Origin of the sequence: Flavobacterium sp. RSP46, from assembly GCF_003984825.1 — a bacterium.
In the GTDB taxonomy this organism is placed as follows: domain Bacteria; phylum Bacteroidota; class Bacteroidia; order Flavobacteriales; family Flavobacteriaceae; genus Flavobacterium.
In genome coordinates, this window is the sequence record NZ_RYDM01000001.1 from 603335 (window position 1) to 616667 (window position 13333).

16 protein-coding genes are annotated in these 13333 nt (G+C 35.0%); 12 read left to right on the forward strand and 4 right to left on the reverse strand.

Annotation, left to right across the window (positions count from 1 at the left end; genetic code table 11):
• Window position 1 precedes the first annotated feature (1 nt).
• The gene (locus EKM01_RS02645; protein WP_126458690.1) at window positions 2-397 is read left to right on the forward strand and encodes a biopolymer transporter ExbD; all 396 of its coding nucleotides are present in this window, start codon (window positions 2-4) and stop codon (window positions 395-397) included.
• A gap of 216 nt (window positions 398-613) precedes the next feature.
• On the opposite strand, the gene EKM01_RS02650 is transcribed toward EKM01_RS02645, so the two are convergent.
• From EKM01_RS02650 to EKM01_RS02660, 3 genes are all read right to left on the reverse strand, one after another.
• The gene (locus EKM01_RS02650) at window positions 614-1513 is read right to left on the reverse strand and encodes an energy transducer TonB (protein WP_126458693.1); all 900 of its coding nucleotides are present in this window, start codon (window positions 1511-1513) and stop codon (window positions 614-616) included.
• 601 nt (window positions 1514-2114) lie between these two features.
• Window positions 2115-3341 carry a Glu/Leu/Phe/Val dehydrogenase dimerization domain-containing protein gene (locus EKM01_RS02655; protein ID WP_126451759.1) on the reverse strand — a complete coding sequence of 409 codons (1227 nt, stop codon included), beginning with the start codon at window positions 3339-3341 and terminating at the stop codon, window positions 2115-2117.
• Window positions 3342-3408: 67 nt separating this feature from the next.
• Complete coding sequence (locus tag EKM01_RS02660; RefSeq protein WP_126766699.1) at window positions 3409-4479, reverse strand: anhydro-N-acetylmuramic acid kinase; 1071 nt, start codon at window positions 4477-4479, stop codon at window positions 3409-3411.
• Window positions 4480-4567: 88 nt separating this feature from the next.
• Between EKM01_RS02660 and EKM01_RS02665 the strand changes: the two genes are divergently transcribed.
• The 10 genes from EKM01_RS02665 (at window position 4568) to EKM01_RS02710 (ending at window position 11943) form a co-directional block, all read left to right on the forward strand.
• Window positions 4568-5707: an acyl-CoA dehydrogenase family protein gene (locus tag EKM01_RS02665; RefSeq protein WP_126451761.1), complete on the forward strand. Its 1140-nt coding sequence runs from the start codon at window positions 4568-4570 to the stop codon at window positions 5705-5707.
• A 99-nt stretch (window positions 5708-5806) separates the two neighbouring features.
• Entirely contained in the window at window positions 5807-6484 is a 678-nt protein-coding gene (locus tag EKM01_RS02670; RefSeq protein WP_126458705.1) for a Crp/Fnr family transcriptional regulator, read from the forward strand.
• Window positions 6485-6564: 80 nt separating this feature from the next.
• Window positions 6565-7164 carry a peroxiredoxin-like family protein gene (locus EKM01_RS02675; RefSeq protein WP_126458708.1) on the forward strand — a complete coding sequence of 200 codons (600 nt, stop codon included), beginning with the start codon at window positions 6565-6567 and terminating at the stop codon, window positions 7162-7164.
• Window positions 7165-7166: 2 nt separating this feature from the next.
• Window positions 7167-7625, forward strand: a complete 459-nt coding sequence (locus EKM01_RS02680) for a YHS domain-containing (seleno)protein (RefSeq protein ID WP_126568075.1) — start codon at window positions 7167-7169, stop codon at window positions 7623-7625.
• Window positions 7626-7811: 186 nt separating this feature from the next.
• Window positions 7812-8018 carry a hypothetical protein gene (locus EKM01_RS14710; protein WP_231507385.1) on the forward strand — a complete coding sequence of 69 codons (207 nt, stop codon included), beginning with the start codon at window positions 7812-7814 and terminating at the stop codon, window positions 8016-8018.
• Between the two features lie 9 nt (window positions 8019-8027).
• Window positions 8028-8516 carry a DinB family protein gene (locus tag EKM01_RS02690; protein WP_126766704.1) on the forward strand — a complete coding sequence of 163 codons (489 nt, stop codon included), beginning with the start codon at window positions 8028-8030 and terminating at the stop codon, window positions 8514-8516.
• Window positions 8504-9214, forward strand: a complete 711-nt coding sequence (locus EKM01_RS02695; RefSeq protein WP_126458717.1) for an NRDE family protein — start codon at window positions 8504-8506, stop codon at window positions 9212-9214. Before EKM01_RS02690 ends, EKM01_RS02695 begins: the two co-directional genes overlap by 13 nt.
• A gap of 22 nt (window positions 9215-9236) precedes the next feature.
• The gene (locus EKM01_RS02700) at window positions 9237-10286 is read left to right on the forward strand and encodes an ATP-grasp domain-containing protein (RefSeq protein ID WP_126458720.1); all 1050 of its coding nucleotides are present in this window, start codon (window positions 9237-9239) and stop codon (window positions 10284-10286) included.
• Window positions 10287-10290: 4 nt separating this feature from the next.
• Entirely contained in the window at window positions 10291-10944 is a 654-nt protein-coding gene (locus EKM01_RS02705) for a hypothetical protein (RefSeq protein WP_126766707.1), read from the forward strand.
• Window positions 10945-10962: 18 nt separating this feature from the next.
• A complete protein-coding gene (locus tag EKM01_RS02710; protein ID WP_126766710.1) occupies window positions 10963-11943 on the forward strand; it encodes a M28 family peptidase in 981 nt (326 codons plus the stop codon).
• On the opposite strand, the gene EKM01_RS02715 is transcribed toward EKM01_RS02710, so the two are convergent.
• Complete coding sequence (locus tag EKM01_RS02715) at window positions 11936-12514, reverse strand: GNAT family acetyltransferase (RefSeq protein ID WP_126563366.1); 579 nt, start codon at window positions 12512-12514, stop codon at window positions 11936-11938. The two genes, EKM01_RS02710 and EKM01_RS02715, sit on opposite strands and share 8 nt — an antisense overlap.
• Before the next feature lie 131 nt (window positions 12515-12645).
• On the opposite strand from EKM01_RS02715, the gene EKM01_RS02720 reads away from it, so the two are divergent.
• Window positions 12646-13323: an SDR family oxidoreductase gene (locus tag EKM01_RS02720; RefSeq protein ID WP_126451771.1), complete on the forward strand. Its 678-nt coding sequence runs from the start codon at window positions 12646-12648 to the stop codon at window positions 13321-13323.
• Window positions 13324-13333: the final 10 nt, after the last annotated feature.

Genomic DNA, 13333 nt, shown 5'->3' on the forward strand with positions numbered 1-13333 from the left:
CATGTCTATAAAACGAAAAAGAAGATTTCATGCTGAGGTAGCCACATCGTCATTAAGTGATATTATGTTTTTCCTGTTGTTGTTTTTCTTGATTATATCAACCTTGGCAAATCCTAATGTGATCAAGATGACCTTGCCAAAAGCTCAGGCGAACGAGAAAACAAATAAGCAATACATTAGTTTATCTGTCACTGAGGATAAAAAATTCTACATAGACAAGCAGGCGGTTTCCTTTGAAGAACTCGAAACAACCTTGATGTCTAAGATGAATTTAGAGAAGGATCAAACGGTTATTGTTCGCATTCCATTCAATTTGCAAGTGCAAGACTTAGTTGATGTACTGCAAATAGGAGTCAAAAACAATTTGAAGTTTGTGATTGCTACCAGTCCAAAGTAATACTGTCATTTTATTTACAGGATTATTTGGGCGTGACCGTAATAGAAAAAGGGGCTAATCAGCATAGTGTTGATTGGCCCCTTTTTCTATTGCGGTCGGGCTATCCGCAGTACTTCGGTACTTGCTACTATCCCTTACGCAAAGTTGTATCTGATGTTACGCAGTTGTCATTACTTTATTCCTCGCAATGATAAAAAGATACGCTTCCTAATTGCTCTAATTCAAATTGAAATTGTAAACAATTTTACCGACTTGTTTTTCCGGGGCATCGCTGCTGGCATCCCATCTCGTGCTCATTGCTGCAATTCGGGCTTGGTCTAATAAACATTTTGCGGTATTCGTGGTTCCTCTAACACCAGCAACGGCATTTACTGTCCGTCCGGATCTGTCTACAGATACTTCAACTACAACTTTGCCTTGTTCATTACACGTGTATTTTGGTGCGGGTTTAGAAACAGCTTTTCTGTTTCCTAACGAATATCCCACTCCGCCGCCAGAGCCACTTCCGGTTCCACCCCCGCTTCCGGAACCATAGCCACTGCCAGTTCCTATTCCGCTTCCGGTACCGTTTCCGCCGCCTGTTCCTCCTCCAGAACCACCCGTTCCATAATAACCGTTTGAACTCAGGCTTCCGTTTGCTTTTCCTTTGTTTCCGGCTACTTTGTCATCGCCATCTCCGCCTTTATTGGAGCCTTTCATGAAACTGGATAAAGCATTATTGGTATTGTTAGAAACTTTAGGTTTTACAACTACTGGTTTTGCTGCTTCTTTTATAACTACTGTTGGTTTTTTAGTTTTTTCTTTTGTCGGAATCACAACACTTTCTTCAGTGCTGTTTTCCTGAGATAAAATAGCTTCCTCTGGAGTTGATTTAGCAGGCGTTTGTCTGGTTTGGTTTTTTACCTCCAAAACTTCGCTTTTATAATTCGCACCCGAACCTAAATCGCTGTCGCCAAAATTTACTGTAACGCCACCGCCACCACCGCCACCAGCAAGTTCATCCATGTTTGCAGGAGGCCAGAAACGGATAAAAAATAAAATTAACAACATTGTCGCATACAAAAGAATGGATAGTGCTAACGATTTCTTTTGATCTGATAAAATGGTGAAACTCATTTGTGTTTTAAATTTAAAAAAGTGTATTACTAAAAAACGTTGAAAAGTACTAAAAATTGTTAAGAGTAAAAAGCTACTGCCGGAATATAACACTCCTAAGGCATGAGTTTTTAAAATAACCGCAGATTTGCAAATTTATTTCTTGAAAGCTTGAATTTTTGTAATTAGAGAGAAGCTAATTTACCTCGTCAGTTTGTTTTACTTGTGTGTGATAATTCCGTTTAAAGCGGTTAATTTTAGATAAAATTTTTATTAAAATCAGCGAATTAGCGGTAAAAAACTACCTTTTTGCTTAAAACTAGAAATAAGAAAAGGGATTAAATAGATTTTAAAATCTGCTTAATCCCAGTTCTGATAAATATTAAAGAATAACACGTTGGGTGTAATTAATAGAAATTTCAATTAATTCTAAATAAAAAAATTGAACCTCATAGAAGCATAGAAAAAAAGAGTCAGATATCCCAATTCTTGGGTTCACATAACTATGGTTTTCTATAGAAAAGTGAAACGCCTGCCATAATTTTAAAGTCTATGTTTCTATGTGGTTAAAAAATTAAACAAATTGAATTACCCCCAACGGATTAAAGAATACTTTTTTATTTTAAGTAAGCTGCTTCAATGCTATTTCAAAAGCAGTGGCGCTAATATTTGTTCTACTTGGATTCAAATTATGCGCTTTTTCAATCGCTTTTTTAATAATTTCTGAAGTGTCTTGAAAAATAGCTTCATCCGTCATTTGTACTTTCTTTTCCATGAAATAAGCAAAAACACGAGCCATACCACAATTAGAAATAAAATCAGGAATCAAACTCACTTTATGATCTACATCTTCCATAATTGGACCGAAAAATATTGCTGTGTCAGCAAAGGGAACATTTGCACCACAAGAAATTACTTCAAGCCCATTTGCAATTAAGCTGTCAATTTGTGATTGAGTGACTAATCGGGAGGCGGCACATGGAGTGAATATTTCAGCACCAATTGTCCATATTTTTTGATTGATTTCTTCAAAAGGAATCATGTTTTCGGCCACCAGTTTGTTTCCGTCTTTGGCCAAAAATAAAGCTCTAATTTCTTCAAAAGTGAATCCTTCTTCCTTTATTAATCCACCATCTCTGTCGATAATACCAATTACTTTAGCACCCATTTCGGCTAAGTAAAATGCGGCAGCTGAACCGACATTTCCAAAACCTTGTACGATAGCTTTCTTTCCTTTTACATCGCCACCATAAATCGTGTAATAATTACGAACGGCTTCGGCAACGCCATAACCTGTAATCATATCAGCAATAGTATATTTTCTGGAAACATCTGGTGAGAATTTTGGATTTTCAATCACTTTCACCACACCCTGACGCAATTGTCCAATTCTGTTGATTTTATCTGCTTCTGTCGGTTTGAAGTGACCGTTGAAAACGCCTTCTTGAGGATGCCAAACGCCACATTCTTCCGTCATGGGAATTACTTCATGAATTTCATCCACATTCAAATCGCCACCGGTTCCGTAATAGCTTTTCAATAATGGAGAAACGGCTTTATACCAGCGTTGTAAAACGCCTTTTTTTCTTGGATCATTCGGGTCAAAATTAATTCCAGATTTAGCGCCGCCAATAGCTGGCCCGGAAACCGAAAATTTCACTTCCATGGTTTTTGCCAGAGATAACACTTCATTCATATCCAGCCCTTTTCTCATACGAGTACCGCCACCGGCAGCGCCACCACGTAGCGAATTGATGACTGTCCATCCTTCAGCTTCAGTTTCAGCATCTTTCCAATGGAAAACTATTTCAGGTTCTTTATTTTCGAATTTCTTTAATAAATCTTTCATTTGTTGCGATATATTTAATTTTGGCAAATATAAAAAATAGAATAATGTGAAATCTGTATTTTTAGTTTTATTTTGGAGAATAAATAATTCCCGAACTGTGATCTGATTTTGCACCTGTAACGCTGCTCAATACATTTATTTCGCCTCGTAATTTTAAAACGCCGAGTAATGCAAAAATCAACGCTTCTTTAAATTCCAGAATTTTAGTTGATGGAATAATAATTTTCATTTCCGGTAAATGACATTGAATGCGCTCCATCAGAAAATCATTGTAAGCGCCACCGCCAGTTATGAAAAGGCTTCCTTTTTTATTGGGTAAAGCCACCGCAATTTGCAGCGCCACGTGTTCCGTGAACGTGTGTAATTTGTCTTTTATGGGAATGGAATAGCTTTCTATAAGAGGTAAAACGGTTTCTTTCACAAATTCAAAACCCAACGATTTAGGATGTTTCTTTTGGTAAAAATCCAACGCATTTAATTCCTGTACTAAATCTTTGTTGCAAATTCCTGTTTTCGAAATACGGCCTTTGTCATCATAATCTAATCCCAGTTGATTGGCATAAAAATTCAAAACAGTGTTTACCGGTGAAATATCAAAGGCAATTCTTTTGTTGTTTTGTTCAAACGACACATTCGAAAAACCGCCTAAATTCATGCAATACTCGTATTCAGAAAATAAAATGCGGTCGCCAATAGGAACCAAAGGGGCGCCTTGACCTCCCAATTGCACATCCTGAATTCTGAAATCACAAACAACCGTTTGGCTAATTAAAGGGGCAATTTCCGGCAAATTTCCAATTTGAAGTGTGAATCCGTTTTGGGGTTGGTGCAAAATAGTATGGCCGTGGGAACAAACGGCATCGAGATTTTTTATTTCATGTTTTTCGATGAAATCAGAAATGATAGCAGCTAGAAGTTGCGTGTAATCTTGGTTTAATTTTTCGAGAGCAGTTTCAGAAAAACCGACAGCTATTTTCAATTTGTTTAACCAATCAATGCTATACGGAACCGTCTCGGATTCCAGGATTTGAAAGTCCCATTCATTGTTTTTGACAGTAAAGACAATATATGCCAAATCTACACCATCCAGTGAAGTTCCGGACATGACTCCTATAATTGTATACTTTTCTTTAAACATTGGCTAAATTTACGAAATCGTTTGAAATCTAATATTTAATAATTACTTTTGACGACAAATTTAAGAACATTTAATTTACAATAAAAATATGGATTTTAATCTAACCGAAGAGCATTTAATGATTCAGCAAGCGGCACGCGATTTTGCAAATGCAGAACTGTTAGCCGGAGTTATAGAAAGAGACGAACATTCAAAGTTTCCTACTGAACAGGTGAAAATGATGGCTGATTTGGGTTTCATGGGAATGATGGTGGATCCTAAATATGGTGGATCCGGTTTAGATAGTATTTCGTATGTTTTGGCTATGACCGAAATTTCAAAAGTTGACGCTTCTGCGGCAGTAATTATGTCTGTGAATAATTCATTAGTTTGTGCTGGTCTTGAAAAATATTGCAATGAAGAACAAAAAATGAAATATTTGGTTCCGCTTGCAAAAGGAGAAGTAATTGGAGCATTTTGTTTGTCAGAACCAGAAGCGGGTTCAGATGCCACATCTCAAAAAACAACGGCAATAGATAAAGGGGATCATTATTTGTTGAATGGGACTAAAAACTGGATAACCAATGGTTCTTCAGCGTCAACCTATATTGTAATTGCTCAAACAGATATTGAAAAAGGACATAAAGGAATCAATGCTTTTATCGTAGAGAAAGGTTGGGCGGGTTTTGATATTGGACCTAAAGAAAAGAAAATGGGAATTCGTGGTTCAGATACGCATTCTTTGATGTTCTCTGATGTGAAAGTTCCGAAAGAAAACCGAATTGGAGAAGATGGTTTTGGGTTTAATTTTGCTATGGCAGTTTTAAACGGAGGACGAATAGGGATTGCTTCCCAAGCATTAGGGATTGCAACCGGAGCGTACGAATTAGCATTGAAATATTCTCAAGTGAGAAAATCTTTTGGAAAGGAAATTTTCAAACATCAAGCGATCGCTTTCAAATTAGCGGATATGGCTACTCAAATTATGGCGGCAAAAATGCTAGTTCTAAAAGCAGCTTCTGAAAAAGACGAAGGGAAAGATATTACGCAATCGGGTGCTATGGCTAAGTTATTTGCTTCTCAAACGGCAATGGATACTACAATTGAAGCTATTCAAATTCACGGCGGAAATGGATATGTAGCTGAATATCATGTGGAGCGAATGATGCGGGATGCTAAAATTACTCAAATTTACGAAGGAACTTCTGAAATACAACGAATTGTAATTTCAAGAACATTAGTTTCCTAATTATATTGCATACTATTTTACAAACCCTTTCAAGTTATGATTTGAAAGGGTTTTATTTTTCAAATCATTTTTTCAATACATTTACGGAAATTTTTTTTTATGTACGAAGATTTAAAATATTGGTATTTGCGCGATCATAAATTATTCCGGACGTTGAGTTTTGGACAAATCAGGGAATTGTGTATCATCACCGGTTTTAAAAAAGCACAGAAAGGCGAAATTATTTATTTTTCTTCTTCGGATTTGCCAAGAATTTTTCTTCTAAAAAAAGGGAATATAAAAATTGTGGCAGTTGATGAAGACGGCAATGAAACAATTAAGGATATTATTCAAAAAGGAGATTTATTTGGGGAACTGGCTTTGGAAGCCGACAGCCACTCTAATGAATATGCAAAAGTACTTTCGGATGATGTGGCTATCTGTAGTTTTCTAATGTCGGATTTTGAAAATTTATTATTGCAAAATCCAAGTCTGGCGTTGTCTTACACCAAGTTTGTAGGATTAAAGATGAAACGCATTAAGAACAGTTATTCTAATTTGATTTCTAAAGACGCCAGAACCAGATTGTTTCAGTTCCTGAAAGATTGGGCAGAGAAAGAAGGAAAAAAAATAGGTGATAAAGTAGTTATTGAAAATTACCTGACCCAAAATGATATTGCCCAAATTATATGCACTTCGAGGCAAACAACTACACAATTACTGAATGAAATGGAAACGAATGGTACTATTGTTTACAGCAGGAGAGAAATTATTATAACGGACATCAGTGCATTATAATTAATTTAGTGGAACTGTAACATAGCCGACAAATCAGTTCGAAATAGTACAGTAGTTTTACAACTTAAAAATGTAACACTATGAAAAAAATAATTTGTCTGGCCTTATTTACAATTGGATTATCCGCTTACGCTCAAAATAATTTACCAAAATTAGCCACAGAAATCGCTCCATTGCTTATTGGAGAAAAAATTCCTACTTTTACTTTGAAATCTGTAGAAAATAAGGATGTTAATGTAACGGAATTAATCAGTAAGAAAAGAACGGTTTTAGTTTTTTACCGTGGTGGTTGGTGCCCGTATTGTAATGCTCATTTAGCCGCTTTGGCCGAAGCCGAAAAAGAATTGTTGGATTTAGGATATCAAATTATCGCAATAAGTCCCGATGCTCCAAAAAGCTTGAAAGGCACAGATGATAAAGAAAAGTTAAATTATTTGTTATTGTCAGACAGTGCAGGTGAATTGTCGAAGGCGGTTGGGATTGCTTTTCAAGCACCAGAAAATTATAAAGCCATTCTCAATAAAGATTCTGAAGGAGTAAATAGTTCTTTTTTGCCTGTTCCGGCGGTGTTTATTTTAAATGTAAATGCGGAAATTGAATTTGAGTACATCACTCCAAATTTCAAAAACAGAATTTCAAATGATTTGTTGATAGCCGTTGCAAAATCGTTAAGTAAATAGTCATGAAAAAGGTACTGTTTGTTCTAACCGTTTTGTTTGCTTTTTCTGGCTTTGCACAAAACGACAGCAAACGAATGGATCATTTTAATCTTGAAAAAAATGTGGCTATTCAAGGACATGATCCTGTGGCTTATTTCAAACAAGGAAAAGCAGTGAAAGGCAAAAAAGAAATAACAGCATTGCATGAAGGCGTGGTTTATTATTTTTCGATGCCAGTAAATAAAGACTATTTCTTAAAGAATCCTTCAAAATTTGAACCGCAGTACGGAGGTTGGTGTGCTTTTGCGATGGGAGATTCTAATGAAAAAGTGTCTATAAATCCGGAGACTTTCAAAATAAAGAATGGGAAGTTGTATTTGTTTTACAATGCTTTTTTTAATAATACATTGAAAAGCTGGAACCAGAATGAATCTGGATTGATGATGAAGGCCGATGTAAATTGGAATAAAATAGTGAATTAAAAAAATAGAAATCATGAAACTATCTCTGTTTTTCTGATTGCTGAGATTTACGACAGCAGTAATTTTAGTCCAAACGCTGAACTTCAAATTTACGGGGAGTGAAGAATCGGTTTCTGTTTTTTCTACTATGGGGTAGAACCTTATGGACGAATTGGCACTGGAATTGCCGAGTTGATTGTGGTAATTTTGATCTTAATACCAAGAACTTTCTTGTTTGACGCTGTATTGGGTTGCGGAATTATGGTTGGTGCGGTTTTTGCCCATCTGTTTGTGCTTAGGCTTGAAGTTAAAAATGATGGTGGGACACTTTTTATTTTGGCTCTAATTGCCTTTCTTTGTTGCGCTACTTTAATTATTAATGACAGAACTAAAGTGATGAATTTGTTGAATTAAAACGTAAATATGCTACTACCTTCTATTAATAATAGTTTAAACGAACTGATTGATTTGCTGAATCAATTGTCGCAAAAAGAATATTCAAATTCTTGTGCGGAATTAAGTAATGCAACTATTGGGGAGCATACCAGACATATTCTTGAAATGTTTCAGTGCTTAGAAAATCAATATAATTCAGGCATTGTGAATTATGACAAAAGAGAACGAAATGCCCGTATTCAAACGGATACGACTTTTGCTATTGAAAACATCGTCTTGATTCAACAAAATTTAAACAAGAAAAACAAAAATATCGAGTTGTTGCAAGTTATTGATGGAGAGGAAATCCGAATTGAGAGTAATTATTTCAGAGAATTACTGTATAATCTAGAACATTGCATTCACCATCAAGCACTTATAAAAGTAGCTATTTTACAATGTGAAACAGTAATCATTGACCCTAATTTTGGAGTTGCCCGATCTACCATCGAATATAGAAATCAATGTGCACAGTAAGTTTTGTAGCAACGAATGATACAATTATCATTACCTCCAATCGGGATGAAAAAACAGTAAGACCCAGTGCAATACCTCCAAAAAGTTATACCGTAAACGGGAAAAATATTATTTTCCCAAAGGATCCAAAAGCAGGAGGAACGTGGTTTGTGGCTAATGCTGACGGAGTAATTTTGGTGCTTTTAAACGGTGCGGATGAAAAGCATGAAGTACAGCTCCCATATCGAAAAAGCCGTGGCTTGATTGTTTTAGAGATGATCAGTAGCTTATCTCCAAAGGATTTCTGGAGCGAAATTGATTTGGAAAACATTGAACCTTTTACATTAGTTTTATTTCAAAACAATGCTCTTTTTCAATTGCGCTGGAACGGAAAAAAGAAAGAAACAATATCTTTAGACATACGTAAAAACCATATTTGGTCTTCATCAACGTTATATTCATTAGCCATGCGTGAACAGCGTTTGCAGTGGTTTCACACTTTTATGAATGAGAATCCTGAAATTTCCGAATCAAAAATGCACGATTTTCATCGCTACACCGAAGAAGGAAATGATGAAAATGGTTTGGTTATCAATAGAAATGACGAAATGAAAACGTTGAGCATTACACAAGCAGTTATTGAAAAAAATAAAGTTGCTATATTGCATTACGATTTGATTGCGCAACAGGATTTTTCGACCTCATTTATCACCGTTTAATACGTACACATTGACCCGAGTTATGACGAACAGGCGAATCAAACTATTTTTTTATAAAGTTACGCATTGGGAATACTGGCCTTTCCAGATTGTGTATATTCCAATTTATTTTCTTTGGTCCTATTATTCCATCAAGGCAAAATCTATTTTTTTCTTTAATGCGTCTAATCCAACCATAAAAAATGGCGGTTTTATGATGGAGTCCAAAAAACAAATCTACAATTTGATTCCACAACACTATTACCCAAAAACGGAATTAATAAAAGAAGGAACTACTCTTGAAGAAATTTTAAAGACGATTCAAGTATCAAAAATAAAATATCCTTTGATTGCAAAACCAGATATTGGACTGCGAGGCTCCGGAGTCAAAAAAATTAACAATGTTCAAGATTTAAAAGAATATGCTGAAAAAGCAAATTTTGATTATGTAGTGCAGGATTTAATTCCGTTTGACAATGAAGTCGGGATTTTTTATGTGCGTTATCCTCATGAAAAAACCGGTAGAATTACTGGAATTGTTTCTAAAGAATTTCTGATTATTACCGGAACCGGATTCTCTACCGTAGAAGAATTAATCAAAGAAAATCCGCGATACGAACTGCAATTAAAGGTTTTGAAACAAGAATACGGAAAAAAACTACTCGAGATTCTTCCAAAAGGAGAAAAATTGAATCTGGTGCCGTATGGGAATCATGCACGAGGTGCAAAATTCATTGATGGAAGCCATTGGGTCACACCAAAATTGACACAGACTATTAACGAAATGTGTTTGCAAATTCCTGGTTTCTACTTTGGGAGAATGGATGTGATGTACAATACTATTGAAGAATTAGAACAAGGATTGAACTTTTCAGTTGTGGAGCTGAATGGAGCTGCAAGTGAGCCCACCCATATTTATGATCCAAAAAATTCTTTGTTTTTTGCCTGGAAAGAACTTGCGCGTCACATTACCTACATGTACGAAATAAGTGTGGCAAACCATAAAAATGGCACTCCATATTTAGGGCATAAAGAGGGGATGAAAGAATACAGAATGCATCTGAAACAAAGCTATAAAATTGTAAATTTCTAAAATAATGAAGGCATTAAAGAACATTTTTGTTGGTTTTTTAGTGAGTTTTATCGGCTCGATACCCTTGGGTTATTTGAATGTTATTGGTTTCGAAATCTATTCAAAGCTAGGAATGAATAGCTTGTTTTTCTTTTTATTAGGAGTGATTTTCGTAGAGATGGTTGTGATTTATCTCACTTTAATTTTCGCAAAGCAATTAGTAAACAATAAAAAATTAATCAAAATTATTGATTTTTTTGCCGTTCTCTTTCTGTTGATTTTAGGGTATTCTTTTTATGCTAATTCCAGTCAAATAATGGAAGAACAAGGGATTTTAGAGAGTTATGCTATGTGTTCTCCTTTCCTTATTGGTGTATTGTTGAATTGTATCAATTTTCTTCAAGTACCGTTTTGGACCGGCTGGAATCTCTATTTAATAAATGGGGATTATATTTCCATTGTAAATAAGCTCAAACTGTATTATATTGCAGGAACTTTGGTAGGCACATTTTTTGGGATGTTAAGTTTAGTTTTGATATTAAATACCTTATCTAAAAACACAACCAGTTTTTATCAATATGTAATGCCAGTAGTAATTCCGTCATTTTTTGTGGTTTTGGCTCTTGTTCAAATGGGTAAAGTCTACAAGAAATATTATCGAAATAAAACCCTTTTATAAAATAGAAATCTCAATATCATGAAAAAAGCATTCCTATCTCTTTTTTTAATTTTCTTAGGTTGTCTGTCAACTCAAGTTATTATTGCCCAAACAGCTAGTAAGACGCAAAAAAAACCAGTTGATATTGACTATAAAGTATCAGAAAATGACGTTGCTAAAACATTAAAATATTTAGCTTCGGATGAACTGGAAGGAAGGGAAACCGGAAAAGAAGGAATGGTAAAAGCGGCGGATTATTTAGAGCAGTTTTTTAAAGACAACAATGTAAAACCTTATTTCAAATCGTATCGCGATACATTATCCACTTTTAAGGGAACCGCTTTTAATATCGTCGGTTTTGTTGAAGGGAACGATCCGGTTCTTAAAAATGAATTTATAATGCTAAGCGCACATTACGATCATATTGGCTTGGATAAAAAAGGAGTGAAGGGAGATTTTATAAACAATGGTGCCAATGATGACGCTTCAGGAACAACTGCAGTTGCTGAAATGGCAAAATATTTTAGCATAGCCAAAAACAATAAGCGAAGTATTCTTTTTGTATTTTTTGCAGGAGAAGAAAAAGGGTTATTAGGTTCTAAGCATTTAGCCAAAAAACTGAAAGCGCAAGATTTTAAATTGTATGCTCAATTCAATATTGAAATGATTGGTGTGCCAATGAAAAGAGCGTATCTAGCTTATATTACTGGTTTTGATAAATCCAATATGGCAGGAAAAATCAATGAATATACTGGAAAAAATACGATAGGTTTTCTTCCAAAAGAAGCCGAATATAAATTATTTTACAGATCCGATAACTTCTCTTTTTATGATGTTTTTAAGGTGCCTTGCCAATCAGTGAGTACATTCGATTTTGAAAATTTTGACTTTTATCATCATGTTTCGGATGATTTCAAAGCGATGGATATTCCTCACATGACTTCTTTTATTCAAGAATTATTACCCGCTGTAACGCAAATGGCAAATACGCCAACACAAGAAATCGTATTGCTTAAATAGTTTTAGAAACCGGCTGATTCATATTATACGCTAATATAGAATAGTCATTATTATTGAACTGAAAATCCCCAATAATGGTCCATTTCAGTTTTTCGGTATGCGCTTTCATAGACGGGATATTTATTTTATTGATAAATGTCAAACCCAACGCATATTTTTGTGCCATGTGTATTCTCATGAATTCAAACAATGGTTTGATCAATCCCCTGCCACGGTATTCCTTGTGAATGCAAATGGGTCCGTATTGAAAACTATTTGTTGTGGTGATTTTAAAATCTAAAAAGTGTAATTCAGGAAACAAGGAGCTCATGTAATTGAAAATGGGCCATTGTTGGAAAAACTCCCAACTTCCTGCAAAAATGTAAGCAATGATTTTGTTGTTTTTCTTGGCAATAAATAATTCTGATTTTTGAATAACTTCGGTTAGTTGTAGTATTGAAAATGGCGTAGTAACAAATCCAGAAATTTTTTCTTCTTCGGATAAATTTACTACAAGATACAATTCTTGTAATACCAATACTCCATCAATGTCACTCATTTTTGCAGTTTCGAATTGTATGCTTTCGGTCATTTTTCTTGAAATCTGATGTTAATTTGGTTTGTCAAAAATAAGTAAAATTCCTGAAATTTTTAATTTTTATTGTAACAACAATCCTTTGCCTAAAGCCTTACTTTTTTGTCGTTTTTGTTTATTTTTGCTACATGAAAAATATTATCATCACAGGAACGAGTAGAGGAATAGGATTTGAATTGGCATTGCAATTTGCCAATGCGGGACACCAAGTACTAGCCATATCCAGAAAGATTCCTCAAGCTTTATTGGGCAACGAGAATATTATCTGTCTTTCAGTTGATTTGTCCAATGAATCTGAATTAGTGAAAGTAAGTGATTTCCTTTCTAAGTCTTGGAAACAAATAGATGCAGTCATTCATAACGCCGGAAGTTTATTGTTGAAACCTTTCTCAGAAACGACTCAGGAAGATTTCGAAAACATCTATAAGGTCAATGTTTTTGGAGTGGCTAATTTGACTCGAATTTGCCTGCCTTATCTGCAAAAAGGAAGCCATGTAGTAACCATAAGTTCTATGGGTGGGATTCAGGGAAGTTTAAAGTTTGCTGGATTAGCAGCGTATAGTTCAAGTAAAGGAGCCGTGATTACGTTATCAGAGTTATTAGCTGAAGAATATAAAGAACGCGGGATTTCTTTCAATGTTTTGGCTTTGGGTTCCGTGCAAACAGAAATGTTGGCAGAAGCTTTTCCGGGATATCAAGCGCCAATATCAGCGGGTGAAATGGCTAATTATATTTATGATTTTACTTTAACTGGAAATAAATATTTCAATGGTAAAGTGTTGCAAGTTTCTTCTACGAATCCTTAATTTATAACTC

What these genes read in the sequence shown, in the direction of transcription:
- EKM01_RS02645 (WP_126458690.1), top strand. Translation starts at nt 2, where the DNA reads ATGTCTATAAAACGAAAAAGAAGATTTCATGCTGAGGTAGCCACATCG.
- EKM01_RS02650 (WP_126458693.1), bottom strand. Translation starts at nt 1,513, where the DNA reads ATGAGTTTCACCATTTTATCAGATCAAAAGAAATCGTTAGCACTATCC.
- EKM01_RS02655 (WP_126451759.1), bottom strand. Translation starts at nt 3,341, where the DNA reads ATGAAAGATTTATTAAAGAAATTCGAAAATAAAGAACCTGAAATAGTT.
- EKM01_RS02660 (WP_126766699.1), bottom strand. Translation starts at nt 4,479, where the DNA reads ATGTTTAAAGAAAAGTATACAATTATAGGAGTCATGTCCGGAACTTCA.
- EKM01_RS02665 (WP_126451761.1), top strand. Translation starts at nt 4,568, where the DNA reads ATGGATTTTAATCTAACCGAAGAGCATTTAATGATTCAGCAAGCGGCA.
- EKM01_RS02670 (WP_126458705.1), top strand. Translation starts at nt 5,807, where the DNA reads ATGTACGAAGATTTAAAATATTGGTATTTGCGCGATCATAAATTATTC.
- EKM01_RS02675 (WP_126458708.1), top strand. Translation starts at nt 6,565, where the DNA reads ATGAAAAAAATAATTTGTCTGGCCTTATTTACAATTGGATTATCCGCT.
- EKM01_RS02680 (WP_126568075.1), top strand. Translation starts at nt 7,167, where the DNA reads ATGAAAAAGGTACTGTTTGTTCTAACCGTTTTGTTTGCTTTTTCTGGC.
- EKM01_RS02690 (WP_126766704.1), top strand. Translation starts at nt 8,028, where the DNA reads ATGCTACTACCTTCTATTAATAATAGTTTAAACGAACTGATTGATTTG.
- EKM01_RS02695 (WP_126458717.1), top strand. Translation starts at nt 8,504, where the DNA reads ATGTGCACAGTAAGTTTTGTAGCAACGAATGATACAATTATCATTACC.
- EKM01_RS02700 (WP_126458720.1), top strand. Translation starts at nt 9,237, where the DNA reads ATGACGAACAGGCGAATCAAACTATTTTTTTATAAAGTTACGCATTGG.
- EKM01_RS02705 (WP_126766707.1), top strand. Translation starts at nt 10,291, where the DNA reads ATGAAGGCATTAAAGAACATTTTTGTTGGTTTTTTAGTGAGTTTTATC.
- EKM01_RS02710 (WP_126766710.1), top strand. Translation starts at nt 10,963, where the DNA reads ATGAAAAAAGCATTCCTATCTCTTTTTTTAATTTTCTTAGGTTGTCTG.
- EKM01_RS02715 (WP_126563366.1), bottom strand. Translation starts at nt 12,514, where the DNA reads ATGACCGAAAGCATACAATTCGAAACTGCAAAAATGAGTGACATTGAT.
- EKM01_RS02720 (WP_126451771.1), top strand. Translation starts at nt 12,646, where the DNA reads ATGAAAAATATTATCATCACAGGAACGAGTAGAGGAATAGGATTTGAA.